The sequence below is a fragment of the Escherichia sp. E4736 genome (genome assembly GCF_005781225.1).
GTDB lineage: Bacteria > Pseudomonadota > Gammaproteobacteria > Enterobacterales > Enterobacteriaceae > Escherichia.
Window position 1 is genome coordinate 1 of record NZ_VATT01000037.1, and the last position, 25,644, is coordinate 25,644.

Annotated in this window: 24 protein-coding genes and 5 tRNA genes; 8 read left to right on the plus strand and 21 right to left on the minus strand. The window is 50.1% G+C overall.

Annotated features, from left to right (window positions below; translation table 11 throughout):
• Window positions 1-166 precede the first annotated feature (166 nt).
• From FEK46_RS20055 to cydA, 16 genes are all read right to left on the minus strand, one after another.
• Window positions 167-242 (minus strand) — tRNA-Lys (locus tag FEK46_RS20055).
• 3 nt (window positions 243-245) lie between these two features.
• Window positions 246-321 (minus strand) — tRNA-Val (locus FEK46_RS20060).
• Between the two features lie 51 nt (window positions 322-372).
• Window positions 373-448: transfer RNA gene (locus tag FEK46_RS20065), tRNA-Lys, on the minus strand.
• Window positions 449-450: 2 nt separating this feature from the next.
• Window positions 451-526: transfer RNA gene (locus FEK46_RS20070), tRNA-Val, on the minus strand.
• A gap of 126 nt (window positions 527-652) precedes the next feature.
• Window positions 653-728: transfer RNA gene (locus FEK46_RS20075), tRNA-Lys, on the minus strand.
• A 164-nt stretch (window positions 729-892) separates the two neighbouring features.
• Entirely contained in the window at window positions 893-1,681 is a 789-nt protein-coding gene (cpoB, locus tag FEK46_RS20080) for a cell division protein CpoB (protein ID WP_130209908.1), read from the minus strand.
• Between the two features lie 9 nt (window positions 1,682-1,690).
• Window positions 1,691-2,212: a peptidoglycan-associated lipoprotein Pal gene (pal, locus tag FEK46_RS20085; protein WP_001295306.1), complete on the minus strand. Its 522-nt coding sequence runs from the start codon at window positions 2,210-2,212 to the stop codon at window positions 1,691-1,693.
• A 34-nt stretch (window positions 2,213-2,246) separates the two neighbouring features.
• Window positions 2,247-3,539 carry a Tol-Pal system beta propeller repeat protein TolB gene (gene tolB / locus FEK46_RS20090; protein WP_010352214.1) on the minus strand — a complete coding sequence of 431 codons (1,293 nt, stop codon included), beginning with the start codon at window positions 3,537-3,539 and terminating at the stop codon, window positions 2,247-2,249.
• Window positions 3,540-3,671: 132 nt separating this feature from the next.
• Complete coding sequence (gene tolA, locus FEK46_RS20095) at window positions 3,672-4,964, minus strand: cell envelope integrity protein TolA (protein ID WP_131161679.1); 1,293 nt, start codon at window positions 4,962-4,964, stop codon at window positions 3,672-3,674.
• Window positions 4,965-5,027: 63 nt separating this feature from the next.
• Window positions 5,028-5,456 carry a colicin uptake protein TolR gene (tolR, locus tag FEK46_RS20100; protein WP_000090097.1) on the minus strand — a complete coding sequence of 143 codons (429 nt, stop codon included), beginning with the start codon at window positions 5,454-5,456 and terminating at the stop codon, window positions 5,028-5,030.
• Window positions 5,457-5,459: 3 nt separating this feature from the next.
• Window positions 5,460-6,152 (minus strand): Tol-Pal system protein TolQ, encoded by a 693-nt coding sequence (tolQ, locus tag FEK46_RS20105; protein ID WP_000131310.1) that lies wholly within the window; start codon window positions 6,150-6,152, stop codon window positions 5,460-5,462.
• A complete protein-coding gene (ybgC, locus tag FEK46_RS20110) occupies window positions 6,149-6,553 on the minus strand; it encodes a tol-pal system-associated acyl-CoA thioesterase (protein WP_001098372.1) in 405 nt (134 codons plus the stop codon). The genes tolQ and ybgC overlap by 4 nt, the downstream gene beginning before the upstream one ends.
• 149 nt (window positions 6,554-6,702) lie before the next feature.
• Complete coding sequence (gene ybgE, locus FEK46_RS20115) at window positions 6,703-6,996, minus strand: cyd operon protein YbgE (RefSeq protein ID WP_063096546.1); 294 nt, start codon at window positions 6,994-6,996, stop codon at window positions 6,703-6,705.
• Window positions 6,996-7,109 carry a cytochrome bd-I oxidase subunit CydX gene (cydX, locus tag FEK46_RS20120; RefSeq protein WP_000270283.1) on the minus strand — a complete coding sequence of 38 codons (114 nt, stop codon included), beginning with the start codon at window positions 7,107-7,109 and terminating at the stop codon, window positions 6,996-6,998. Before cydX ends, ybgE begins: the two co-directional genes overlap by 1 nt.
• 14 nt (window positions 7,110-7,123) lie before the next feature.
• Window positions 7,124-8,263 (minus strand): cytochrome d ubiquinol oxidase subunit II, encoded by a 1,140-nt coding sequence (gene cydB / locus FEK46_RS20125; RefSeq protein ID WP_000568264.1) that lies wholly within the window; start codon window positions 8,261-8,263, stop codon window positions 7,124-7,126.
• A gap of 15 nt (window positions 8,264-8,278) precedes the next feature.
• The gene (gene cydA / locus FEK46_RS20130; RefSeq protein ID WP_010331061.1) at window positions 8,279-9,847 is read right to left on the minus strand and encodes a cytochrome ubiquinol oxidase subunit I; all 1,569 of its coding nucleotides are present in this window, start codon (window positions 9,845-9,847) and stop codon (window positions 8,279-8,281) included.
• Window positions 9,848-11,226: 1,379 nt separating this feature from the next.
• Here cydA and glmS point away from each other — a divergent pair.
• The 8 genes from glmS to cobO all read left to right on the plus strand — a co-directional run bounded on the left by glmS (window position 11,227) and on the right by cobO (window position 19,973).
• On the plus strand, window positions 11,227-11,676 hold the full coding sequence (gene glmS, locus FEK46_RS20135; RefSeq protein WP_130209904.1) for a methylaspartate mutase subunit S: 450 nt from the start codon (window positions 11,227-11,229) through the stop codon (window positions 11,674-11,676).
• Window positions 11,676-13,064, plus strand: a complete 1,389-nt coding sequence (gene glmL / locus FEK46_RS20140; protein WP_135559915.1) for a methylaspartate mutase accessory protein GlmL — start codon at window positions 11,676-11,678, stop codon at window positions 13,062-13,064. The genes glmS and glmL overlap by 1 nt, the downstream gene beginning before the upstream one ends.
• Window positions 13,065-13,082: 18 nt before the next feature.
• The gene (locus FEK46_RS20145; protein WP_130209900.1) at window positions 13,083-14,528 is read left to right on the plus strand and encodes a methylaspartate mutase subunit E; all 1,446 of its coding nucleotides are present in this window, start codon (window positions 13,083-13,085) and stop codon (window positions 14,526-14,528) included.
• Entirely contained in the window at window positions 14,528-15,769 is a 1,242-nt protein-coding gene (locus tag FEK46_RS20150; RefSeq protein WP_135559916.1) for a methylaspartate ammonia-lyase, read from the plus strand. Before FEK46_RS20145 ends, FEK46_RS20150 begins: the two co-directional genes overlap by 1 nt.
• A gap of 3 nt (window positions 15,770-15,772) precedes the next feature.
• Window positions 15,773-17,143 (plus strand): acyclic terpene utilization AtuA family protein, encoded by a 1,371-nt coding sequence (locus FEK46_RS20155; RefSeq protein WP_135559917.1) that lies wholly within the window; start codon window positions 15,773-15,775, stop codon window positions 17,141-17,143.
• Window positions 17,140-17,457 (plus strand): DUF4387 domain-containing protein, encoded by a 318-nt coding sequence (locus tag FEK46_RS20160; RefSeq protein WP_135559918.1) that lies wholly within the window; start codon window positions 17,140-17,142, stop codon window positions 17,455-17,457. Before FEK46_RS20155 ends, FEK46_RS20160 begins: the two co-directional genes overlap by 4 nt.
• Window positions 17,458-17,708: 251 nt before the next feature.
• Window positions 17,709-19,361 carry a class I fumarate hydratase gene (locus FEK46_RS20165; protein WP_135559919.1) on the plus strand — a complete coding sequence of 551 codons (1,653 nt, stop codon included), beginning with the start codon at window positions 17,709-17,711 and terminating at the stop codon, window positions 19,359-19,361.
• A gap of 9 nt (window positions 19,362-19,370) precedes the next feature.
• Complete coding sequence (gene cobO / locus FEK46_RS20170) at window positions 19,371-19,973, plus strand: cob(I)yrinic acid a,c-diamide adenosyltransferase (RefSeq protein WP_135559920.1); 603 nt, start codon at window positions 19,371-19,373, stop codon at window positions 19,971-19,973.
• A gap of 33 nt (window positions 19,974-20,006) precedes the next feature.
• Here cobO and FEK46_RS20175 read toward each other — a convergent pair whose 3' ends face one another.
• The 5 genes from FEK46_RS20175 to FEK46_RS20195 all read right to left on the minus strand — a co-directional run bounded on the left by FEK46_RS20175 (window position 20,007) and on the right by FEK46_RS20195 (window position 25,643).
• Window positions 20,007-20,912 (minus strand): LysR family transcriptional regulator, encoded by a 906-nt coding sequence (locus FEK46_RS20175; RefSeq protein ID WP_131161673.1) that lies wholly within the window; start codon window positions 20,910-20,912, stop codon window positions 20,007-20,009.
• Between the two features lie 270 nt (window positions 20,913-21,182).
• Window positions 21,183-22,853 (minus strand): aromatic amino acid ammonia-lyase, encoded by a 1,671-nt coding sequence (locus tag FEK46_RS20180; protein WP_135559921.1) that lies wholly within the window; start codon window positions 22,851-22,853, stop codon window positions 21,183-21,185.
• A 50-nt stretch (window positions 22,854-22,903) separates the two neighbouring features.
• Window positions 22,904-23,854, minus strand: a complete 951-nt coding sequence (gene hutG / locus FEK46_RS20185; RefSeq protein ID WP_135559922.1) for a formimidoylglutamase — start codon at window positions 23,852-23,854, stop codon at window positions 22,904-22,906.
• Window positions 23,854-25,065 carry an imidazolonepropionase gene (gene hutI / locus FEK46_RS20190; protein WP_131161670.1) on the minus strand — a complete coding sequence of 404 codons (1,212 nt, stop codon included), beginning with the start codon at window positions 25,063-25,065 and terminating at the stop codon, window positions 23,854-23,856. Before hutI ends, hutG begins: the two co-directional genes overlap by 1 nt.
• Window positions 25,062-25,643, minus strand: coding sequence for a HutD family protein (locus FEK46_RS20195; protein ID WP_240731137.1), 582 nt, complete (start codon window positions 25,641-25,643; stop codon window positions 25,062-25,064). Before FEK46_RS20195 ends, hutI begins: the two co-directional genes overlap by 4 nt.
• Between the last annotated feature and the right edge of the window lies 1 nt (window position 25,644).

The following is a 25,644-nucleotide window of genomic DNA, read 5'->3' on the forward strand; positions in this document are numbered from 1 at the left end:
ACCAACTGAGCTAACGACCCATATGGGTGTTACCTGAAAGATTTTTACTCGAATCCAATCTTTAAGATTGGTGGGTCGTGCAGGATGACTCGCTTCGCTCGCCCTACGGGCCGTTGCTGGCGCAACGTTATCCTTCACGCTTAACATCTGAGTTTGATGTTAAAATTGGTGGGTCGTGCAGGATTCGAACCTGCGACCAATTGATTAAAAGTCAACTGCTCTACCAACTGAGCTAACGACCCGAGTGGTGGGTGATGACGGGATCGAACCGCCGACCCCCTCCTTGTAAGGGAGGTGCTCTCCCAGCTGAGCTAATCACCCGATACTGCGCTGGATACTACAAACTACTTCCACCGAACCCACCGTAATTAGTGGTGGGTCGTGCAGGATTCGAACCTGCGACCAATTGATTAAAAGTCAACTGCTCTACCAACTGAGCTAACGACCCGGTGGTGGGTGATGACGGGATCGAACCGCCGACCCCCTCCTTGTAAGGGAGGTGCTCTCCCAGCTGAGCTAATCACCCGATACTGCGCTGGATACTACTTAAAGTGGTGGGTCGTGCAGGATGACTCGACTTCGTCTCGCCCTTCGGGCCGTTGCTGACGCAACGTTATCCTTCACGTTTTACTACCGCTTCCACCTTAGCGATTGGTGGGTCGTGCAGAATTCGAACCTGCGACCAATTGATTAAAAGTCAACTGCTCTACCAACTGAGCTAACGACCCACTTTTTCGTTGCTTTCGGTTTGTTTGATATCCCGTGGCAACGGCGGCATATATTACTGATTTCAGACTTGAGCGCAACAAAAATTTCGATGTAGATCACTCAACTGCTTATGAATCGCACGATACGACCAGAAATAATGCGACTTCTGGTCGCGTGTTATGCATTACATGGCGTTCAGACGTTTTTGCGCCTGTTTAGCACCATCAGTACCAGGGTATTTACTGATAACCTGCTGGTACACGGCTTTTGCTTTCGCGGTGTCACCTTTGTCCTGCATGATGACGCCAACTTTAAACATCGCATCTGCAGCCTTCGGTGACTTCGGATAGTTTTTCACTACCGAAGCAAAATAGTACGCCGCATCATCTTTCTTACCCTTGTTGTAGTTTAACTGACCCAGCCAATAATTGGCGTTGGGCAGGTAAGTTGAATCAGGATAATTTTTGATGAAATTCTGAAATGCCACCATCGCGTCATCCTGGCGGGATTTATCCTGTACCAGCGCAATAGCTGCATTGTAATCAGTGTTTGCATCGCCGCTTTTCACCGGCGCACCAGCATTCGCAGTACCTGCATCAGCTGTTGGCGTCGTTGCCGCCGCCCCGCTTTGATCGCCGCCGGCTGATTGTGCCGCTGCACCACCGCTGCTAAGGCTATCGATCTGCAACAAGATCTGCTTCTGCCGCTCCACGACCTGATTCAATTGATACTGATTTTCCTGAATTTGACCACGCAGGGAATCAATATCGGACTGATTATCAGAGAGTTGCTGCTGGAGTTGGGTCAAAAGCTGGCTGTGAGCATTAGAAATACGCTCAAGTTGAGTGACGCGGTCTTCGACCGAGCCTGAGCCGACACTACTGATTGGTGCCTGAGCAAAAGCGGCCCAGGGGGCCGCTATACCAACCAGTAACGACAGACTCAATAGTTGATGTCTGAAGTTACTGCTCATGCAATTCTCTTAGTAAACCAGTACCGCACGACGGTTTTTGGAGTATGCCGCTTCGTCATGACCCAGTACTGCAGGTTTTTCTTTACCGTAAGAAACGATGGAGATCTGGTCTGCAGAAACGCCTTTACCCTGCAGGTACATCTTAACGGCGTTCGCACGACGTTCACCCAAGGAGATGTTGTATTCCGGAGTACCACGTTCGTCCGCGTGACCTTCTACGGTGACTTTGTAAGACGGGTTGCTACGCAGGAAGTTTGCGTGCGCATCCAGCATTTGAGCGAAGTCAGAACGGATATCGTATTTGTCCAGATCGAAGTAAACGATGTTGTTCTGCTGCAGCTGTTGCATTTGCAGACGAGCCTGCTCTTCGGAAGACATGTTGCCATTTCCGCCGTTCGCATCCATGCCAGTGCCGGCACCCAGCATGCCTTCGCTGCCGTCATTGCTGGCGTTCTTGTTGGAAGAACATGCCGCAATTGCCATAACAGGCAGAGCAATCATCAGCCCTTTCAGCACTTTGTTCAGTTGCATTTCAATGATTCCTTTACTATTCAATTAATTATTATCACAGATACGGCGACCAGGCAGGAAATTTGACCTGTCCATCAGTTGCCGGAAGACGCGCTTTGAAACGCCCATCTGTAGAAACCAAATTCAGCACGGATCCCATCCCCTGAGAAGAGCTGTAGATTACCATAGTGCCGTTAGGTGCCAGACTTGGCGTTTCATCCAGGAACGTTGAGGACAGAACTTGTACGCCTCCCGTTACCAGATCTTGTTTGGCAATGTGCTGCTGCCCACCATTGGAGCTAACCATTACCATAAATTTACCGTCGCTGCTGACATCCGCATCCTGGTTCTGCGAACCTTCCCAGGTAATACGTTGCGGCGCACCGCCGTTGATATTCACTTTATAAACCTGCGGACGACCGGCCTGGTCAGAGGTGAAGGCCAGGTTTTGACTGTCCGGGAACCAGGTCGGTTCGGTGTTGTTGCTGCGACCATCTGTCACCTGACGGATTTGACCAGAGGCTAAATCCATTACGTACAGATTCAGGCTACCAGTTTTCGACAGAGCAAAAGCCAGTTTGCTGCCGTCCGGCGAGAATGCAGGCGCACCGTTGTGACGCGGGAAGGAAGCAACCTGACGCACTGCACCGTTAGCCAGCGTCTGGATTACCAGCGCAGAACGACCGCTTTCGAAGGTAACATATGCCAGTTTAGAACCGTCCGGTGACCACGCCGGAGACATCAGCGGCTGCGGAGAACGGTGAACCACAAACTGGTTGTAGCCATCATAGTCAGACACGCGCAACTCATACGGGAACTGGCCACCATTGGTCTGAACAACATAGGCAATACGGGTACGGAACGCACCTTTAATGCCGGTCAGTTTTTCAAACACTTCATCACTGGCGGTATGGCCAGCGTAACGCAGCCATTGTTTGTTTACTTTGTATGAGTTCTGAGCAAGCACAGTACCCGGTGCACCGCCTGTATCAACCAGCTGATAAGCAACATTGTAAGAACCGTCCGGATTCGGAGTGACCTGACCTACAACGACAGCGTCAATGCCCAGCGCAGACCATGCAGCAGGTTGAACTTCCTGCGCGCTACCTGGCTGTTGAGGCAGACGAGCGCGATCTAACGGATTAAATTTACCGCTGTTACGCAAGTCAGCAGCAACGATGCCGCCAATATCTTCAGGTGCCGCACCTGGACCCGCCCACTGGAATGGAACGACACCAATAGGACGACCGGAATCTACACCACTGTCGATCACAATGCGGACTTCAGCATGCAGAACTGACGCCCACAGTATGAGAAAACCAAATGCTACTCGTAATGCCTGCTTCATCATATCTCCCTTATCTGGACAGATAGCCCACGATAATTTAGCAGAATGTTAACAAACTCAAATACACAAAACTACCAGAACCCTGCGACAACCGATGTCTGATGTTGACCGCCGTGACGACCAACATCGCGATTACGGTTTGAAGTCCAATGGTGCGTTCTTGAACACTTCATATACTGCCTGGCTTGGTGGTTTCGGGATCTTCGCAAGTTTAGCTGCTGCCAACGCAGCCTGACAAAGAGCGGGATCGCCACCTTCAGGTTTGATATCCAGTAACATGCCATCCGGTGCCAGTTTTATGCGCAGCGTACAGGTTTTACCTGCATAGGACGATGCATCATAGAACTTACTTTCGATAGCAGATTTAATCTGCCCGGCATAGTTATTGATATCTGCGCCTGATGCGCCATTGTTTTTAGTATTACCACTCCCGGCAGGCGAAGCATTGTTCCCTTTCGCCCCTCCCCCCGTTTTCGGTGCATTCTTACCAGAGCTTAGCTCACCGAAAATATCATCTGCCTCCGCGGCAGCTTTTGCTGCAGCCGCTTTTTCAGCTGCTGCTTTTTCTGCTGCTGCTTTTGCCGCTGCGGCTTTTTTGTCTGCGGCGGCTTTTTCTGCCGCTGCTTTCTTATCAGCTGCTGCCTTTTCAGCAGCCGCTTTTTCTGCTGCTTTTTTGTCGGCTGCAGCTTTTTCAGCGGCGGCTTTCTTATCTGCAGCCGCCTTTTCAGCAGCCGCTTTCTGCTCAGCTTCGGCCTTCGCTTTTTCAGCAGCTTCAGTTGCCGCTTTCTTTCTTGCTTCAGCTGCAGCAGCTTCTGCCGCTTCCGCTTTCTTCTTCAGCGCCGCTGCAGCTTTGGCGGCTTCGGCCTCGGCTTTTTTCTGCGCTTCGGCTGCGGCTTTGGCGGCTTCTGCTTCTGCTTTTTTCTTCGCGTCCGCAGCCGCTTTCTTCGCTGCTTCTTCGGCAGCTTTGGCTTCCGCTTCAGCCTTCGCTTTAGCATCTGCCGCCGCTTTCGCTGCTGCCTCTTCCGCTTGCTTCTGCTTTAACTCGGCCTGTTTAGCGGCTTCTTCAGCCTGTTTCTTCTGTTCCTGAGCAGCTAACCGTTCTTTCTCAAGCTGCTTCAGGCGTTCCTGTTCAGCCGCTTGTTTCTCACGCAGTTCTTCAGCAGCCTGCTGTTCCTTCATCTTGCGCTGCTCTTCAGAACGCTTCGCGCTTGATTCCTGGCTTTGCATACGTTTGTACTGCTCAACTACCGCACCTGAATCAACCATTACAGCATCGATGGACGAACCACCGCCGCCTCCGGCTGAAGCTTCTATATTCTCATCGAACGAACTCCAGATCAGCGCTGCAAATAAGATGACATGCAGCACTGCTGAAATAATTATCGCCCGTTTGAGCTTGTCGTTTTGTTCGGTTGCCTTTGACACTCTCGGTTCCCAAAAACTGTTCGCCTGTTACCCGCTCTCTTAAAGCAAGGGAAACGCAGATGCTTAAATAGGCTGCGTCATTAAACCAACCGATTTCACACCCGCACTGTGTAACAAGTTCAGCGCTTTAATTATTTCATCGTAAGGCACATCTTTTGCGCCACCGATCAGAAAGACCGTTTTCGGGTTGGCCTTGAAACGGCTGGAAACTTCCGCCACCACCTGCTCTGGTGGTAAACGCTCCAGACGATCTTTCTCAACCACCACGGTGTACTGACCAATACCAGACACTTCAACAATCACAGGCGGATTATCGTTACTGCTCACCGCCTGTGATTCAGTAGCGTCTGGCAGATCGACCTCCACGCTCTGGGTGATGATGGGCGCTGTCGCCATAAAGATCAGCAACAGCACCAGCAGTACGTCCAGCAACGGTACAATGTTGATTTCGGACTTGAGATCGCGACGACCTCGTCCACGCGCTCTGGCCATGGCTTACCCCTTGTTGCTCTCGCTAACGGTAAACGCCTGGCGGTGCAGAATGGCGGTGAACTCTTCCATAAAGTTGTCGTAGTTCAGCTCCAGTTTGTTGACGCGCTGGTTCAGACGGTTGTAAGCCATAACCGCAGGGATTGCGGCAAACAGACCGATAGCCGTGGCGATCAACGCTTCTGCGATACCCGGTGCAACCATTTGCAGCGTCGCCTGTTTCACCGCGCCGAGCGCGATAAAGGCGTGCATGATCCCCCAGACTGTACCGAACAGACCGATATACGGGCTGATGGAACCTACCGTACCGAGAAACGGAATGTGCGTTTCCAGATTTTCCAGCTCACGGTTCATGGAAATACGCATCGCGCGCGACGCGCCTTCCACTACGGCTTCCGGTGCATGGCTGTTAGCACGATGCAGGCGCACAAATTCTTTGAACCCACTGTAAAAGATTTGTTCCGACCCCGAGAGATTATCTCGTTTTCCCTGGCTCTCCTGATAGAGGCGAGAAAGTTCGATTCCAGACCAGAATTTATCCTCAAACGCTTCGGCTTCGCGAGCCGCGGCGTTAAGAATACGGGTCCGCTGGATAATAATGGCCCAGGATGCGATTGAAAAACCAATCAAAATCAACATGATAAGTTTAACCAGAAGGCTCGCCTTCAGGAACAAATCAAGGATATTCATGTCAGTCACTGCTTAAACTCCGCGACAATAGACTTGGGAAGCGCACGAGGCTTCATTTTGAGTGGGTCAACGCAAACAATCAGAACCTCGGCTTCATTCAGCAGAGTATTCTCAGCGTTGACAATACGTTGCGTGAAAACCAAAGAGGTGCCACGCATTGATGTTATTTCAGTCTGTATTTCGAGCATATCGTCGAGCCGCGCAGGCGCGTAATATTCCACCGTCATCTTACGCACCACGAAGGCAACGCGTTCAGCCATCAGAGCCTGTTGACTGAAGTGATGATGACGCAGCATCTCTGTGCGTGCTCTTTCATAAAAAGCGATGTAACTGGCGTGGTACACCACACCACCGGCATCGGTATCTTCATAGTAGACGCGAACCGGCCATCGAAACAGCGTTGTATTCACTTTACATCCCAGTAATGCAACAAAAATTAGAACTTTTAAACGCTGCTACTATACGCGCGCGATTGAGGTTTGGGAATGAGGGCAAGTTAAGGGAGCGTAAAAATTTATGGACTGTTGAAGGTCCATAAATTTTTAAAGAGAATTCTGATTTAAAAGAAGAAGAAAATCAGCCCGACAATGAGAACGATATCGGCAAGCAGTGGGCAAAAAATCCCTTGCCAGAGAACCTTCTGCGGACGAAAACCCACGCCGTGAATTACGCCAGCACAGACGGCCCACATCAGCAATAAACCATGCCAGATTTCCAGTTCACTGGTCTTCGCGGCAAAACGTGATGGGTCCCAAAACATACATCCTGCTAACAGAAGCGCCATCACGAAGGAAAGCGCCCGCAGGGGGCGCTTGTCCATTACCGCATACAAAGTTGCGATAACCTTACTCATCAGCTGTCTTCTTGACCGGCTTTACCTGATTCGACGTGCTCAAGCGCCAGCGCGGTGATTACCCCAAACGAACAGGCAAGAAGCGTTCCCAGAATCCATGCGAAATACCACATTTTTAGCTCCTTACTTAGTACAGAGAGTGGGTGTTACGTTCAATATCTTCTTTGGTGATACGTCCGAACATTTTCCAGTAACACCAGGCGGTGTAGAGCAGAATGATCGGAACCAGAACCACCGCAACCCAGGTCATGACGTTAAGCGTCAGCTGGCTGGAAGTTGCATCCCACATTGTCAGACTTGCATTCATCATGGTGCTGGACGGCATTACAAACGGGAACATTGCAATACCGGCAGTCAGGATGATGCAGGCCAGCGTCAGGGAGGAGAACACAAACGCCCACGCGGCTTTATCCATACGTGCAGTCAGGATGGTCAGCAGCGGCAGAACCACACCCAGCGCCGGAATAGCCCACAGAATCGGCGTGTTGTTGAAGTTCACCAACCATGCGCCAGCTTCACGAACCACTTCTTTATTCAGCGGGTTAGAGGCAGCGTAATGGTCCATTGTCGATTTCACGACATAACCATCGATACCGTACATCACCCATACACCCGCCAGTGCGAAGCAGACCAGCGTCACCAGTGCCGCCACCTGTGCCGTTGCACGGGTACGCAGGTGCAGTTCGCCCACGGTACGCATCTGCAGATAGGTTGCGCCCTGGGTAATGATCATCCCTACGCTTACCACACCTGCCAGCAGGCCGAATGGGTTAAGCAGCTGGAAGAAGTTACCGGTGTAGTACAGACGCAGATATTCATCAACGTTAAACGGTACGCCCTGCAACAGGTTACCGAACGCCACACCAATCACCAGCGGCGGAACGAAGCTACCAATGAAGATGCCCCAGTCCCACATGTTACGCCAGCGGGTTTCTTCAATCTTGGAGCGGTAATCAAAACCGACCGGACGGAAGAACAGAGACGCCAGCACAAGGATCATCGCCACATAGAAGCCGGAGAACGCAGCGGCATAGACCATCGGCCAGGCAGCAAACAGTGCGCCGCCTGCGGTGATAAGCCAAACCTGGTTACCGTCCCAGTGTGGTGCGATGGAGTTAATCATAATTCGACGCTCGGTGTCGTTACGACCGAGGAAACGGGTGAGCATGCCCACCCCCATGTCGAAACCGTCAGTGACTGCAAAACCAATCAGCAGAATGCCAACCAGCAGCCACCAGATAAAACGCAATACTTCATAATCGATCATTTGACGACTCCTGTCTTAGCGTGCCGGCTGAGTAGTCGTGGAGGACTGCTCAAAGTGATAGCGACCGGTTTTCAGGCTGCTTGGGCCGAGGCGTGCAAACTTGAACATTAAGAACAATTCTGCCACCAGGAACAGGGTATACAGGCCGCAAATCAGCACCATCGAGAAGATGAGATCGCCTGCGGTCAGTGACGAGTTCGCCACAGCTGTCGGCAGCACTTCACCGATAGCCCACGGTTGGCGGCCATATTCAGCCACGAACCAGCCCGCTTCTACAGCAATCCACGGCAGCGGAATACCGTACAGCGCGGCGCGCAGCAGCCATTTTTTCTCGCCAATGCGGTTGCGGATGACACTCCAGAAGGAGAGCGCAATGATTGCCAGCAGCAGGAAGCCACACGCCACCATGATACGGAACGCGAAGTACAGCGGCGCTACACGCGGAATGGAGTCTTTGGTTGCCTGTTGAATCTGAGCTTCAGTCGCATCAGCCACGTTCGGCGTATAGCGTTTCAGCAGCAGACCGTAACCGAGGTCTTTCTTCATGCTATTGAACTGGTCACGAACCGCCTGGTCGGTAGAACCAGAACGCAGTTGTTCGAGCAGAGAGTACGCTTTCATCCCGTTACGGATGCGTTCTTCATGCTGAACCATCAGCTCTTTCAGGCCGATCACTGGCGTATCCACGGAACGCGTTGCAATGATACCCAGCGCGTAAGGGATCTGGATCGCAAATTTGTTCGTCTGCTCATCCTGATCAGGAATACCGAACAGAGTAAAGGCAGCAGGCGCAGGTTGCGTTTCCCACTCGGCTTCAATTGCAGCCAGTTTGGTTTTCTGCACGTCGCCCATTTCGTAACCGGATTCATCACCCAGAACAATAACAGACAGAACGGCAGCCATACCGAAGCTTGCAGCGATAGCAAAGGAGCGTTTAGCGAAGGCGAAGTCACGGCCTTTCAGCATATACCATGCGCTGATACCGAGGATGAACATCGCACCAGTCACATAACCAGAGGCTACAGTGTGAACGAATTTCACCTGAGCAACCGGGTTAAGCACCAGTTCGGAGAAGCTCACCATCTCCATACGCATGGTTTCGAAATTGAAATCGGACGCGATTGGGTTTTGCATCCAGCCGTTCGCAACCAGAATCCACAGTGCGGACAGGTTTGAACCGAGCGCCACCAGCCAGGTGACACACATATGCTGAACTTTACCCAGACGATCCCAACCGAAGAAGAACAGACCTACAAAGGTGGATTCGAGGAAGAAGGCCATCAGACCTTCGATTGCCAGCGGCGCACCGAAGATATCCCCTACATAGTGGGAATAGTAGGACCAGTTAGTCCCGAACTGGAACTCCATGGTCAGACCGGTTGCCACACCCAGAGCAAAGTTGATACCAAACAACTTGCCCCAGAACTTGGTCATATCTTTATAAATCTGTTTGCCGGAAAGGACGTAGACCGTTTCCATAATGGCCAGCAGGAACGCCATACCGAGCGTCAGCGGCACAAAAAGGAAGTGGTACATCGCGGTCAAGGCAAACTGTAAGCGCGACAGTTCGACTATATCTAACATCATGACTCCTTGCTCATCGCATGAAGACTCCGAGAGTGAACCCCGTTAGAAAGGGTCACACGCATGCCCCAATACAAAATTATTTGCTCGCCCCTATCGTTGCCATTTCATCAAAAGAGGAAAGACAATGATAAAAAAGTTACAAATATGTTAATGAATAAACCAAATTGATCCCGTAATTATATTACGCCGCAAAATCCTTACAATAAACAGGTTTTTATTGAGCAAATTTGCATTTTTCGACAGTGATCAATTTATAGTGAAATTGTCACCACCCCACCAATTTGATCTACGACAATTTATCGCGTTTTGCAGATTTTTTTCAAGAATTAAAAATTGATTTATATCAAAATCAACCAGATATGTTAACCATGTATAATCTATAGATCATTGGTAATTTTATTGTTAATTTATTGTAACAAAATAGCGCAGTAAAATTACCACTATGGAAATGCATAGATAAAAAACCAGTATTTTATTTAACAGAACCGCCTTACCCACTTTTTATAAGACTAATTGGTTAGATTAGCCAATTTGTTGTCATTTTACATAACATATTTTTATCAAAGTTAATTGATTGTTGTCTTTATGAGCACCAACCTTTACCCCGGAATGTTATTGTTGCTTTGCTAATAATCACATTGAAGGATGGATTTGTAGAATTCAGGAAGAAGGGAAAGAGAGCTTTTAAGCTAAATTACATCTGATATAAGTATTTTTCCCCTTTTTATATTCAATGAACGGCTCAGTGCCCCAACATCAAACAACATGAGATTCAATAACTAAGTTTATCCTGTGTTGGTATATGTAAATTATTTTTATTAACCCAGCAGCAAGACGAGACAATGAAACGGTATTATATCTGGACGTTATTGAACACCAGCCCACTCGAAGTAATACGTTCCACTGCTCAAGAATAATCATTTGAGTAGAAGTGATTAATTAGGTCCAATGAATAGCACAACCCCAAATGAGTTATTAACCATTTGTTACTTTAAACATTACCGTTACAATTCCATGTTAAGACGGCAGTAAATTGCATTAATAATGCGCACCAAACTTTATGAACTACTTTTATAACCAGTCCCCTCTTAAAAAATGCAAATCAGATGTTGATCACAAATATATCAATACATTAAATCAATATAATTTGAAAAATTAAAATCAATAACAACCATATACGTAACCCATTGAAATAACCGTCATATTTAAAGCAATCACATAAACAAGCATTTTTCGAAAGATATTTTGAAAATAGATCAATTGCAACCAGACGACAGGACACAGACACTCCAGTGTTATTAATCATGTGCCACAGAAACGGCCATAAATACGACGTGTGTAACTTATTTTACTCTCTGTCTTACAAAGGATTACCCATGAAGAAAGCAACACTAGTGCTTGGCGTTATTGGTGCCGACTGCCATGCAGTTGGCAATAAAGTTCTGGATCGCGTTTTTACTTCTCATGACTTCAGAGTCATAAACCTGGGCGTAATGGTCAGCCAGGATGAATATATTGATGCTGCCATTGAAACTGGCGCTGACGCGATAGTAGTTTCCTCTATCTATGGGCATGGTGATATCGACTGTCTGGGTATGCGTGAACGCTGCATCGAACGTGGGCTGGGCGACATTCTGCTCTATGTAGGCGGTAACCTGGTGGTGGGTAAACATGACTTCGCTAACGTGCAAATCAAATTCAAAGAGATGGGTTTTGACCGCGTCTTCGCCCCCAGCCATGACTTAGAAGATGTCTGCCAGCTGATGTCCAACGATATCAACCAGCGTCATGGTGTTGAAACACGTATTTTCGAAGAGGCCATCTGATGCAAATCGTCTCTGTCGATATTGGATCGACGTGGACCAAAGCTGCCCTCTTTACCCGGGAGGGGGACGCGTTAACGCTGGTTAACCACGTTCTGACCCCAACCACCACGCATCATCTGGCCGATGGTTTTTTCTCAAGCCTGAATCAGGTGTTAAACATCAATAACGCCCTCCCCCTGTTAAAAAACGGCGAAGTCGCATTGAAGTACTCCTCTTCAGCCAAAGGTGGACTGGCGGTTGCCGCAATGGGATTAGTGCCTTCTATTACCCTGGAATCCGCGAAAGTAACCGCTCACTCTGCTGGCGCTAAAATAGCGCAGCATTACTCCTACAAGCTGAACCGCCGTGATATTCAGGCACTGGAAGAGTCACCACCCGATATCCTCTTATTCACTGGCGGCACCGACGGCGGAGAAGAGAGTTACGGGCTAAATAACGCCCGTGTGCTGGCGGAATCAAAACTCGATTGCGCCATTATATATGCCGGAAACAGGGACATTCAGGACAATATACAGGACATCCTCGGGCATAAAGATCTGACCATCGTCGATAACGTCCTGCCTGACCTTGAAAATCCCTCCCCTTTCGCCGCGCGACAGGCCATCTGCGACATTTTCCTCAAACGCATTGTTAAAGGAAAAGGACTGGATGTCATTGTTGATGAAACGGGCGAAGAGCCAATGCCAACGCCGTGGACAGTTTTTGAACTGGTTAAGGCAATCAGTAATGTCGATAGCCGTTGGAAAGAGTTCATGCTGATCGACATGGGCGGCGCAACCACCGATATGTATTCTGCCTGTGCCAATAATCTCTCACCCGACACCGTTTTACACGGCGTACCGGAACCCTTCGTAAAACGGACCGTTGAAGGCGATCTGGGAATGCGCGTCTCAGCAATGGTGGTTGGTGAAAGCGCAAAAGACTTAGTTAATGTGATCTTTTCTCAGCACCCCACGCAGCAGGACGCTTTTTATCATTATCTCCGTCATTTGGTTGCACATCCCGACCATTTACCCACTAACGCAGAAGAAAAATATTTCGATACTGTGCTGGCCGGACTGTGCGTAGGTTACGCCACTGAACGTCATGCCGGCACCAAAAAAGAGGTCTGCACCTGCGTCGGCAATGTCGATTTACAGATGGGACGCGACCTGACCACCGTGCGCAAAGTCGTTGGTTCCGGTGGATGGCTGTCGCGCGCCAGCCAGTTTGATATTCATCGTTGGTTGAAATACCGCGAGTTAAACGACGACGGCAAACGCATTCTCTTACCGACCGAATTTGAATATTACCGCGATTCACGGGGGCTATTTCCACTGCTGGCAAACGTCGCCAGAGTCGATCCGCAGGCCGCCGCGCGTACCAGTATTCAATGCTTAACCCTATAACAATTAAGGTAGCAATCAATGGAACTTCGAAATAAGAAATTAACCCATGACGAATTCATGACCGAGCGGCAACAGGTACTGAAAACCTGGGAAACTGGCAAGGATGTTGAAAACTTCGAAGATGGCGTTAAATATCAACAAACTATTCCTGATCACAAACGCTTCTCCCTTGCCCTACTGAAAGCAGACCTGGAAGGTAAAACGCTTAGCCAACCGCGCGCAGGCGTGGCGTTGATGGACGAGCACATCGAACTACTGAAAACACTGCAAGATGAGTGCGATTTGCTACCGAGCACCATCGATGCCTATACCCGTCTGAATCGTTACGAAGAAGCCGCGGTAGGGATTAAAAAATCTATCGAAGCCGGAACCTCTAAACTGAACGGTTTACCGGTGGTTAACCACGGCGTCGCAGCATGCCGTCGTCTGACCGAAACCTTGCAAAAACCGCTACAGATCCGCCATGGCACACCAGATGCGCGGCTGCTGGCTGAAATCTCAATGGCCAGCGGCTTCACCAGCTATGAAGGCGGCGGCATTTCCTACAATATTCCGTATGCCAAACGCGTAACGCTGGAAAAATCGATCCGCGACTGGCAGTACTGCGACCGTTTAATGGGGCTGTATGAAGAGCACGGAATTCGCATCAACCGCGAACCGTTTGGCCCGCTTACAGGTACCTTGATTCCACCGTTTATCTCGCACTCTATTGCGATAATCGAAGGCTTGCTGGCACTGGAACAGGGCGTGAAATCTATCACCGTCGGTTATGGTCAGGTCGGAAGCCTGACGCAAGATATTGCGGCGATCCAGTCTCTGCGGGAACTCGCTCACGAATACTTCCAGAATCATGGCTATGCAGAGTACGAATTAAGTACGGTGTTCCACCAGTGGATGGGCGGTTTTCCGGAAGACGAGTCAAAAGCGTTCGCGATTATCTCCTGGGGCGCGGCGGTTGCTGGAATGTCGGGCGCGACCAAAGTCATCACCAAGAGTCCGCATGAAGCTTGGGGCATCCCTACCGCTGCCGCCAACGTGCAGGGACTGAAAGCCTCCCGCCAAATGCTCAATATGGTTAGCGATCAGAAATTCCCACCGTGTCCTGCGGTGGAACTGGAAGTTGAGCTGATTAAGAGTGAAGTTCGCGCCGTGCTGAATAAAGTGTTCGAACTGGGGAATGGGGATATCGCGCGCGGTACGGTGCTAGCATTTGAAGCGGGCGTACTGGATGTGCCGTTTGCGCCAGCCGCCTGCAACGCGGGCAAAATTCTTCCGGTTCGCGACAACACCGGCGCGATACGCGTGCTTGAAGCCGGCGCCGTTCCGTTGCCAAAAGACATTCTCGACCTTCACCACGATTACGTTGCTGAACGCGCACGCTTTGAAGGACGCCAACCGACATTCCAGATGGTTGTTGATGACATCAATGCTGTATCCCACAGTAAATTAATAGGAAGACCATAATGAAAATAAAACAGGCCCTGTTCACCGCTGGCTACTCCTCATTCTATTTCGATGACCAGCAGGCGATAAAAAACGGAGCGGGCCACGACGGATTTTTTTATACCGGGGAGCCGGTTACGCCTGGCTTTAGCGCAGTACGTCAGGCTGGGGAGTGCGTTTCAGTTCAGTTGATTCTGGAAAATGGCGCGGTCGCGGTTGGTGACTGTGCTGCGGTACAGTACTCCGGGGCAGGCGGTCGCGATCCGCTGTTCCTCGCCGAGCATTTTATTCCGTTCCTTAATGACCATATCAAACCGTTACTGGAAGGCCGCGATGTGGATGCGTTTGTGCCGAACGCCCGTTTTTTCGACAAGCTGCGTATTGACGGCAACTTGCTGCATACCGCCGTGCGCTATGGATTATCGCAGGCGCTGCTTGACGCTACCGCGCTGGCAACGGGCCGTCTGAAAACTGAAGTAGTTTGCGATGAATGGCAGTTACCGCGCGTGGCGAAATCCATTCCTTTATTTGGTCAGAGCGGCGACGATCGGTATATCGCCGTCGATAAGATGATCCTTAAAGGGATCGACGTACTGCCCCATGCGCTGATTAATAACGTCGAAGAGAAGCTGGGCTTTAAGGGCGAAAAACTGCGCGAATATATCCGCTGGCTGTCAGATCGCATTCTGAGCAAACGTACCAGCGCTCGCTACCACCCTACGCTGCACATCGATGTATACGGCACCATCGGTCTGATCTTCGACATGGATCCCGTTCGCTGCGCGCAATACATCGCCAGCCTGGAAGAAGAAACACAAGGTCTGCCGCTGTACATTGAAGGCCCGGTCGATGCCGGTAACAAACCTGACCAAATTCGCCTGTTGACTGCCATCACCAAAGAGCTGACGCGCCTCGGTTCCGGCGTGAAAATTGTCGCCGACGAATGGTGTAACACCTACCAGGATATCGTTGATTTCACTGATGCAGCCAGTTGCCACATGGTGCAAATCAAAACGCCTGATCTGGGCAGTATTCACAACATCGTCGATGCGGTTCTGTACTGCAACAGCCACGGAATGGAAGCCTATCAGGGTGGCACCTGTAACGAAACCGATGTCAGCGCCCGAACTTGTGTCCACGTAGCTCTTGCCGCGCGTCCCATGCGGATGCTGGTAAAACCGGGGATGGGGTTTGACGAAGGCCTCGACATCGTGTTCAACGAAATGACTCGTACTATCGCGCTGATGCTGGCTAAGGATTAACAGATGGCTCGTTCTTTTAAAGTCTTATCACCTACTGCGATCCTCGGTTACGGCTTCCCTGAAGAGAGCTTCCGCAAAGCAATGGCGGAATCTCCCGATCTGATCGCCGTTGATGCCGGTTCTTCCGATCCTGGCCCGCACTATCTGGGGGCGGGTAAGCCTTTTACCGACCGCGCGGGAGTTAAACGCGACCTGCGCTATATGATCACCGCTGGCGTGCAAAATAATATTCCAGTGGTGATCGGGACGGCAGGTGGTTCTGGCGCAGCCCCGCATTTGGAGTGGTGTCGTCAAATTATTCACGAGATTGCGCAAGAGGAAAAACTTTCGTTTTCGATGGCGCTGATCCCGGCGGACGTTGACAAAGCCATCGTTCACCAGGCACTGGATAACGGCAAAATCATGGCGCTGGATTTTGTCCCGCCGTTAACGCACGACGCGATTGACGAAAGTACCTATATCGTCGCGCAAATGGGCATCGAGCCCTTCCAGCGGGCGCTGAAAGAAGGCGCACAGGTGGTGCTGGGCGGCCGGGCTTATGATCCGGCCTGCTTTGCCGCGCTACCCATCATGCAAGGCTTTGACGAAGGGCTGGCGCTGCACTGTGGGAAAATTCTCGAATGTGCAGCAATTGCCGCGACACCAGGCTCCGGCTCTGACTGTGCGATGGGCATCATCGACGATAATGGCTTCACGCTGAAGACGTTCAATCCGCAGCGTAAATTCACCGAAACATCCGCAGCCGCGCATACGCTGTATGAGAAATCGGACCCGTACTTCCTGCCGGGACCAGGTGGTGTTCTGAATCTGAAAGGCTGCACCTTCAAAGCCGTGAACGACGGTGAAGTTTATGTCAGCGGTTCTAAGCATGAAGAAACGCCATATGCCCTGAAACTGGAAGGTGCGCGGCAGGTGGGCTTCCGCTGCCTGACCATCGCAGGCACCCGCGACCCAATAATGATCGCCGGGATCGACAAAATCATTGAAGATGTCAAAGCCAGCGTAACGCGTAACCTGTCGCTGGCCGATGACAGCATTCGAATGACATTCCACCTGTACGGTAAAAATGGTGTCATGGGCGACCACGAGCCCATGGAAACTGCCGGACATGAACTGGGGATCGTCCTGGATGTGGTCGCGCCGACGCAAGAAATCGCCAACAGTGTTTGTTCACTGGTGCGATCCACTATGCTGCACTACGGTTATGAAAATCGCATCGCCACTGCGGGCAACCTGGCGTTCCCGTTCTCCCCTTCTGATATCCAGAGCGGACCCGTATACGAGTTTTCTATCTATCACCTGATTGAAGCCAACGACGCACTGCAGTTTGATTTCCATATTGAACAGGTGACGCCAGAAGGAGTTCAGGCATGAAACAGTCAATTGTCTCACTGGCGCAAGTCATTCGTTCAAAAAATGCCGGACCCTACGAACTGGTTTTAGATATTTTATTTAAAACAAAAGAAAACTATGAGCGAGTTAAATCATCAAGGCAATTAACTCCAGAGCTGATTGCGCGCTTATATCATGTTGAACCTGACTTTATTCATCGTATTGTCTGGTTTGATCCTTCTAATGCAGTAAAAATCGTCATGCCACGAGATATTATCTCTGGGAATGTAGGCGATAATGATGTTTATGGTGCGCAGCAGCACGCACCTTTATTAAGCATTCATTTTGATATTTAATACTGTTTAGATTATCAATCCTATAAATGTACCTGCATGGATTCTTTTATGTCAGGTACATTTATCTAAACATATCAATAAATAGATTACGAAGCGCGCCAGCATTTTCACAGCTGGAATAACTGGTGGCCTACGTTCCCCTAAAAACCATACAACCATCACTCGTAATTAAACAAAAATAACCGAATCTCTGCTGGAAAAAAGACCTGCCTTATCATTCGGTAAAAATAACCACAATGTGAGAACACATCATGTCCAAACCATTTATCTGGCAAGAACCGTTTTTACAATATAAAGACGCAACGGAATATAAATTAATCAGCGATCAATATATTACAGTAACGGAAATAGACGGCGAAGAAGTGATAAAAGTCGCTCCGGAAGCATTAACGTTGCTTGCCCGGGAGGCATTTTATGAAGCCTCTTTTTTCTTACGTCCCGTTCACCTGCAACAAGTCGCCAGCATTCTGAACGATCCGCAGGCCAGCAGTAATGACAGATATGTGGCCTTGCAGCTACTGCGCAATGCCGAAGTCTCAGCAAAAGGGATATTACCCAACTGCCAGGACACCGGCACCGCCACCATTGTCGCCAGTAAAGGGCAACACATCTGGACCGGGGGCAATGACGCCGAAGCCTTAAGCAAAGGTATTTACATCACTTTCCAGGAAAATAATCTGCGCTTTTCACAAAATGCGCCACTGGATATGTATACCGAAGTCAATACACAAACCAATCTTCCGGCACAGATTGATATCAGCGCCGTCCCCGGCGACGAGTACCATTTTCTGTGTGTCAATAAAGGGGGTGGCTCCGCCAATAAAGCTGCGCTTTACCAGGAAACTAAATCTCTCCTGCAACCAGAAAAACTGACTGCGTTTTTAATCGAAAAAATGAAATCGCTGGGAACTGCCGCCTGTCCGCCCTACCACATCGCCTTTGTCGTCGGGGGACTTTCTGCCGATCAGGCGTTAAAAGTCGCCAAACTAGCGTCGACAAAATACTACGATAATCTGCCCACCAGCGGAAACGAGCAGGGACAAGCCTTCCGCGATGTTGAGCTGGAAAAAACCTTGCTCGACGCCAGCCAACAATTTGGCATTGGTGCTCAGTTTGGTGGCAAATATTTCGCTCATGATATTCGTGTTATTCGTCTACCGCGCCACGGCGGCTCCTGCCCAATCGCTATGGCACTCTCCTGTTCCGCCGATCGTAATATTAAAGCCAAAATTAACAAGCACGGCATCTGGCTGGAAAAACTCGAACATAATCCGGGACAATATATTCCAGCCTCAATGCGGAAAGACAATCACACGCATAACGTACAGATTGATCTCACTCGTCCATTGCGTGAGGTAATGCAGGATCTCGCCACATTACCGATCGGCACCCGTGTGTCGTTAAGCGGCCCCATCGTAGTGGCGCGTGATATCGCCCACGCCAAAATAAAAGAACGACTGGATAACGGCGAACCGATGCCGGATTACCTGAAACATCATATCGTCTATTACGCTGGCCCCGCGAAAACACCGGAAAATATGGCCTGTGGTTCTCTTGGGCCCACCACGGGCGGTCGAATGGACGGTTATGTCGACGCCTTCCAGGCGGCTGGCGGCAGTCTGGTAATGTTATCGAAAGGCAACCGCAGCCAGCAGGTTACCGATGCCTGTCACAAACATGGCGGCTTTAATCTGGGAAGTATCGGCGGTGCAGCGGCGTTACTGGCGCAAGAATATGTCAAAAGCCTGCATTGCCTGGAATATCCGGAGTTGGGCATGGAAGCAGTGTGGATGATGGAGGTTGAAAACTTGCCCGCGTTCATTCTGGTGGATGATAAAGGCAATAATTTCTTTAGTCAGTTTGAGCAGCAACACCGTTGCGCCAATTGCCCCGCCGGGCATTAAGGAAAGTGAATGGAAGCGCGGATTTCAACTGAACGGCATATTCAGCGCCAGCAGAAACTGAAACAACAGGTCGACACACGCATCGCGGAGGCGACGGAGAAAAAAGGAATATTGATTGTTTTCACTGGTAACGGAAAAGGAAAATCCACCGCCGCTTTTGGTACCGTGACGCGCGCCGTAGGTCATGGCAAAACGGTTGGCGTTGCGCAGTTCATCAAGGGACTGTGGGACAACGGCGAATATAACCTTCTCCATCCACTGGGCGTTGAATTTCATATTATGGGAACAGGTTTTACCTGGGAGACACAGAATCGGCAAGCGGATATCGACGCGGCGAAAGAGGTCTGGTCTGAATGCAAGCGAATGCTGGCTGATGAGCGTTACGATTTAGTGGTGCTCGATGAGCTGACCTACATGCTGGCTTACCATTATCTGGATACCGAAGAAGTGATCGCTTCGCTACAAAATCGCCCGGAGCAGCAAAACGTCATTGTCACCGGGCGCGGCTGCCATAGTGAGATAGTAAAAATGGCGGATACGGTAAGCGAAATCCGCCCCGTCAAACATGCTTTTGATAACGGTATTCAGGCACAGCCTGGTATCGACTGGTAATGACTGCGCCTGGCATCTCACCAGGCGCAGATTTTACATCTCCTCCGGTACGACCGATTTTGCCAGCAACCACTCACGAAAGAGTTGCAAGTGCGGATAATCAACCTTCTCTTCCCGCCACGTCATAATAAAGCGATTGCCGGTACGAATAGGCACATCACACGGAATCACCATGTCACCGCTATCTAAATCGTGTTGAATTGCAAACCGAGGCAGGAGCGCCACACCGAGATTAGATCGCACGGCGGCAATCAGCATTGAAAGTAAATCAAAACGTGGCCCGTTATTCACCAACGGACTACTCACACCAGACAATGCAAACCACTCTTCCCAACCAGTAATACGGGTGCTTTGATGCAGCAGTGGTAGCTCACTTAATAGCTCTGCAACAGACAGTTTTTGGTCAGGAAGTGAAAGTAAACTGCCGCTGCATACCGGCAGGATCTCTTCCTCAAAGAGATATTCTACCTCCGACCAGGGCGCACAAAAATTTTCGCGCATAATGACGGCATCGTATTCCCGATTAAGGAAATCTCCGTTATTAGCTAATGAGTGAATATTGACAATAATATCGGGATACAATTTATTGAACTCACGTAAATTGGGGATCAACCAGTGCGTGCTGAAAGTAGGATTGACAGCAAGCTCAATAACCTGAACCGTAGGCTGCCAGGTCATGATAGTATTTGTGTCACGTTCAAGCTTATTCAATGTTTCTTTAACAATGCCCAGATAATGCTTTCCGGCATCATTAAGAAATATTCTTTTTTTAGAATGCGCAAATAATGATATATGTAAAAAATCTTCCAGTGCGCTAACTTGCCTGAATACTGCGCTTTGGGTTAACGCTAACTCCTCTGCCGCTCTGGTATAACTTTCATGGCGTGCGACCACCTCAAAAGTTACCAACAGTTCCGTTTTGGGTATTTTTCCTCTCATAATGCCGTCCCTTAAAAATAGTTTAAACTATCAAAAAACCATTACTTATTACTAAGTAATGGCAACCAAAGCAGCAATAGATATTTTATAAAAATCATGATCGATATTTATAACCCAGCAAGCCCGGCGTGACAATTGTCTCAATCAGATAATAATAATCCGAAAAGCAAAACGCCCTTCGGATTATTATGATTCAAGTTAAGTGAAGATTATTAAATTGATAGCAATCATCATATCTATGGATATTATGATAAACAATCAACAAAAATTTTATTTTTGATTTATAGCATATCCTTCTAAGAATTTTTGCGAAGCTGCAATATCTGGGGTAAAGACCCGATCCTGGTCGACAAAAGGCACGACTTTTCTGTATTCGGTAAACATTGCTTTGGTGGATTTCCCTAATGCCAGTTGTGGAGCGGCCTGCAACCGTAAATCGAGAGCCTGTGCGGAATGCATCAGTTCAATGCCATAAATCACGTTCAGATTATCGACAACCTGTTTCAATCTTCTGGCTGCGTGGTCATTATTGGCGCCGGTATCTTCTATACCTCCGGCAACCGGTTGAATATCGAAAGAAACAGGATTGGCGAGATCGACGTTTTCTGCATGCAGCGCGACAAACGGAATATGCAGCGAACCGAAGCCGTGACCTTTATTACCGGGTGCCGACAGGAAGCGCGTTAAACCGGTAAAGTGCTCATCTTCCAGGTGCAGCGAGCGACGCATACTGTTATGCGAAACATGCACCAACGCCACGGTCAGACGCTGAGTGGCAAGCGCAACAGGTAACGATTCGAAATTCGCCGTCGGGAAGATCCCACCGCTGACTGCGCCATCTTTAACAAAATATTGCGCGACCTGACTGGAGTCCTGATACGCCTTGTCAGCATTCAGCACCGTTGCTGGGTTGTCATCGGAACTATTGATTTGTACGGTTATGACCTCTTCAGCATCATGCAAAGCGCGTACTGATTCAGCAATGGTATATACCGTAGTTCTGAACGATAACGGATCTTGCAATGCACGTTTGTCATCTTTATGCCATAAATATGAACCGTTTAACGCATCGCGAATCTCTTTTGCAGAGTCAGCCAACTGCGGGAAAGGACGCACGGCAATTGACTGCGGCAGTACCGGTGCGACGTTACCATTCAACGCTTCCAGACTCATAGCGAAAACCACCGGGCTGACATTCAGCAACTGACGTGCCGAACGAACTGCTTCGATAGCGTAGGCTGTCCCGACGCTGTTGTTCGACAAAATCGCCAGCATATCTTTACCCTGCGGCACCAGTGGCTTAAGTCCCACTTTCGCCAGCGCGTCACCACCGCTCATTTGCACGCCATTGACTCGGGCTTTCCATTCCCCCATCATCACCAGACCAACGTGCGAAGCGAGCATAATATCCGCTGCGCCGATGCTTCCCCGCGCCGGAATTAACGGTGTAACGCCGCGATTAATAAATTCAGCATACAGTTCGGCAATATAAGGCTGCGCGCCGGTTTGCCCATGCAGCATGGTATTTAAACGTAATACCATTGAAAGGCGTGCCAGATAATCCGGTAACATCGGACCAACGCCCGCAGAATGGGCGCGCAGCGCGGCAGCATTAAATTTTTTCGACGCATCAATCACCTCAGGCGTTAAATTTCCTTTGGCATCAAATATCGGCTGGTCTTTATTTAGCCCCACGCCTACGGTTAAACCATAAACGGGTGTTCCAGAATGCGCGGCGGTCATCACCAGATCATAACTTTTTTCCATTCTGTCCAGAGCTTTCGCCGCGATTTTGACGTCGTTATCACCTAACGCAATTGACCAGGCCTGGTCAATTGAAAGATGTTCGCCATCCAGAGTAATGGTTGATTTCGCCATCGCGATGGAGCAAACGCTCCAGAGCACAACGGTGACAGTGACTCTTCGTATCAAACCTTTCATTGTGTTTCCTTATCATGATGAGTTTAACAACGGGTTACTGCGACAACGTCTTAATTTGTTTGATCTGTTTTCCCCCGCCGGACAATACTGGTCACCAGGCGAGCGGCAACTTTCGCCGTCAAATTATCGCGGTCCAGTTCCGGGTTAAGTTCAGCAATATCCGCAGCAATCAACTTCTCGCTATTGGCGATTAAATTCACAATGGCTTCAGTAATATTTAACGGCACGCCTAACGGTGATGGCGCAGAAACGCCGGGTGCCTGATAACCAGGCAAGACATCGAGACAGATGGTTAAATAAATGGCGTCACACGCCTGAATATCTGTCGAGAGCGCATTAACGATCTGCTGCAAACCACGTTCAAATTGCAGAGATTCATCCAGCCAATAACGCACGCCAAATTCATCAGCCCGATCAAATAACGCCTGGGTATTTGCAAAACGACTTATTCCCAGCACGCGATAATTAAACGGTTTGCCATGCTGCGCGTTCCACTCTTGCATCTGACGAAACGGCGTACCTGAATTGGCTTTTTCCGCCATCCGTAAATCAAAATGCGCGTCAAGGTTCACAATCAGTAACCGCCGAATATCAGGACGCGACTGCATAATCCCCTGAAATGTTCCCCACGCCACTTCATGACCGCCACCCAGAACCACCGGTAAACTGCCGCGCGCAATGGCTGTAGATACGTTGGCCGCCAGACGATTTTGTGCGGATTCCAGCGCGTGGTCCTCGCTTTGTACATCGCCCATATCGAAAATAGCGCCTTCACAGAGCACCGGCATATTGCCCAACATGCTGCGCAACGCGCCCGGTCCGCCTGCTGTACCCGCTCGCCCACCATTACGTTGCACCCCGTCATCAACGGCAAAACCAATCAGCGTACAACCGCCGTGGCTTTGTTCACTAAACGGTTGCACATGCTGATGCCAGCGAGTGCTGATGCCGGTTTCCTGCGAGTCAACACGCCCACTCCACAGCAAAAATGTTTGCTTCATTACCAACTCCTTTTTCCGCCGACAATCAGCCCCTGGCAAGGCTGATGCCCAAACCAGTAAGCCAGTTCACGTGGATGGTTAAGATCCCAGACCGCCATATCCGCCCGTAATCCCGGTGCAAGTTCACCCCGATCAATAAGTCCAAGTGCCTTTGCCGCATGACGCGTAACGCCCTGAACGGCTTCCAGCGGCGTCATGCGAAACAGCGTACAGGCCATATTGATCATCAATGGCAATGACATATTGGGAGACGTTCCGGGGTTATGGTCCGTGGAGATAGCAATCGGCACGCCCGCTGCCCGCAAAGCAGCAATCGGCGGCAGATGGGTTTCGCGCAGGAAGTAATAAGCGCCGGGGAGCAGTACCGCCACCGTTCCAGCCATTTTCATGGCGGCGATCCCCGACTCGCTAAGGTATTCCAGATGATCGCAGGAGAGTGCAGAAAACGCCGCCGCCAGCGCCGCGCCTTGCTGGTCAGAAAGCTGTTCGGCATGCAGTTTTACAGGCAATCCATAGTGTTGCGCTTTACTGAAAACGCGCCGTACCTGGTCTGGGCTAAAGGCAATGTTTTCACAAAAAGCGTCAACCGCATCAATCAACCCCTGTTCATGTAAGACGCCCATCCAGTCGCAAAGCGCCGTAATGTAATCATCACTGCGCCCGGCAAACTCTGGCGGCAAGCTGTGCGCCCCAAGAAACGTAGACTGAATACGTAATCCTGTAGATTCCTGTAAGCGGCGGATAACGCGCAAACAGCGCGCTTCATCTTCCAGCGTCAAGCCATAACCAGATTTTATTTCCAGCGTACTGACGCCTTCACGCAACCAGTTTTGTAGTCGCTGCGCCGCCAGTTCAAACAGTTGTGTTTCGCTGGCCGCCCGCGTGGCATTGACGGTAGATAAGATCCCGCCGCCCGCTCTGGCGATATCTTCATAAGCCACGCCTTGCAGCCGCATCTCAAACTCATTCGCCCGCTGGCCGCCATACACCAGATGCGTATGGCAATCCACCAGACCGGGGGTCAGCAACTTACCCTGCAGGTCGTGTTCCTCTGTAATGTCCGCCATCAGTTCGCGAGGGATCTGCGTGGCCTTGCCAAGCCAGACAATAGTGTCGCCACGGCTGATTAATGCACCATTTTCAATCACTCCCCAATCGTTAGCGGAAAGCGTCGCCAGCGTGGTATTTCGCCAGAGCGTTAATGCACTCATAAGGATTTTTCCCCTCGTAGATAATAAAGCCACCAGCCCGCCAGCTCACCGACGGAGACTTTTTTCCGTGGTACGAAACGCCAGGGCTTGCCATCAGTCGCAACCAGCCATAACAACATATTTGCCGCGACAAACACCCTTTTCTCGCCGCTTATCCACTCCCCTTCACACAGCGTGAACAGGCCGGCTTGCGCAAGTGATGGCGGAAGCCAGTCAACGGCACTTTGCACCCGCAACATCCCCGTATCGCCTTCCCGCGCCATGACATTGAGATCGCGAACTGCACCGCCCATCAGCTGGCAATCTGGCCTGGCTTCTCCGGGAAAAATTAAGGCGGGATCGTGACGTTGCAGGTTGATTATCGAATCGGCAAACGTCAGCCTCACCCCTTCCCCATCGAGAATGGCGAGGCCACGTACCACGCCAGGCCACGCCGAAAAAGGACCGTCCTGGCTGACATTGGCCATACTGATGCGTAACCCCCAGTTTTCATCATCAGGCCAGGCATGCAGTTGTCGCGTAAAACCCCCGCCGTTGCGCCACGGTTGCAAGGGCTTATCCATTGCAGATATCAGCATT

Coding starts and splice junctions, on each gene's coding strand:
- cpoB (WP_130209908.1), bottom strand. CDS start 1,681: ATGAGCAGTAACTTCAGACATCAACTATTGAGTCTGTCGTTACTGGTT.
- pal (WP_001295306.1), bottom strand. CDS start 2,212: ATGCAACTGAACAAAGTGCTGAAAGGGCTGATGATTGCTCTGCCTGTT.
- tolB (WP_010352214.1), bottom strand. CDS start 3,539: ATGAAGCAGGCATTACGAGTAGCATTTGGTTTTCTCATACTGTGGGCG.
- tolR (WP_000090097.1), bottom strand. CDS start 5,456: ATGGCCAGAGCGCGTGGACGAGGTCGTCGCGATCTCAAGTCCGAAATC.
- ybgE (WP_063096546.1), bottom strand. CDS start 6,996: ATGAGTAAGGTTATCGCAACTTTGTATGCGGTAATGGACAAGCGCCCC.
- cydX (WP_000270283.1), bottom strand. CDS start 7,109: ATGTGGTATTTCGCATGGATTCTGGGAACGCTTCTTGCCTGTTCGTTT.
- cydB (WP_000568264.1), bottom strand. CDS start 8,263: ATGATCGATTATGAAGTATTGCGTTTTATCTGGTGGCTGCTGGTTGGC.
- cydA (WP_010331061.1), bottom strand. CDS start 9,847: ATGTTAGATATAGTCGAACTGTCGCGCTTACAGTTTGCCTTGACCGCG.
- glmS (WP_130209904.1), top strand. CDS start 11,227: ATGAAGAAAGCAACACTAGTGCTTGGCGTTATTGGTGCCGACTGCCAT.
- glmL (WP_135559915.1), top strand. CDS start 11,676: ATGCAAATCGTCTCTGTCGATATTGGATCGACGTGGACCAAAGCTGCC.
- FEK46_RS20145 (WP_130209900.1), top strand. CDS start 13,083: ATGGAACTTCGAAATAAGAAATTAACCCATGACGAATTCATGACCGAG.
- FEK46_RS20150 (WP_135559916.1), top strand. CDS start 14,528: ATGAAAATAAAACAGGCCCTGTTCACCGCTGGCTACTCCTCATTCTAT.
- FEK46_RS20155 (WP_135559917.1), top strand. CDS start 15,773: ATGGCTCGTTCTTTTAAAGTCTTATCACCTACTGCGATCCTCGGTTAC.
- FEK46_RS20160 (WP_135559918.1), top strand. CDS start 17,140: ATGAAACAGTCAATTGTCTCACTGGCGCAAGTCATTCGTTCAAAAAAT.
- FEK46_RS20165 (WP_135559919.1), top strand. CDS start 17,709: ATGTCCAAACCATTTATCTGGCAAGAACCGTTTTTACAATATAAAGAC.
- cobO (WP_135559920.1), top strand. CDS start 19,371: ATGGAAGCGCGGATTTCAACTGAACGGCATATTCAGCGCCAGCAGAAA.
- FEK46_RS20175 (WP_131161673.1), bottom strand. CDS start 20,912: ATGAGAGGAAAAATACCCAAAACGGAACTGTTGGTAACTTTTGAGGTG.
- FEK46_RS20180 (WP_135559921.1), bottom strand. CDS start 22,853: ATGAAAGGTTTGATACGAAGAGTCACTGTCACCGTTGTGCTCTGGAGC.
- hutG (WP_135559922.1), bottom strand. CDS start 23,854: ATGAAGCAAACATTTTTGCTGTGGAGTGGGCGTGTTGACTCGCAGGAA.
- hutI (WP_131161670.1), bottom strand. CDS start 25,065: ATGAGTGCATTAACGCTCTGGCGAAATACCACGCTGGCGACGCTTTCC.
- FEK46_RS20195 (WP_240731137.1), bottom strand. CDS start 25,643: ATGCTGATATCTGCAATGGATAAGCCCTTGCAACCGTGGCGCAACGGC.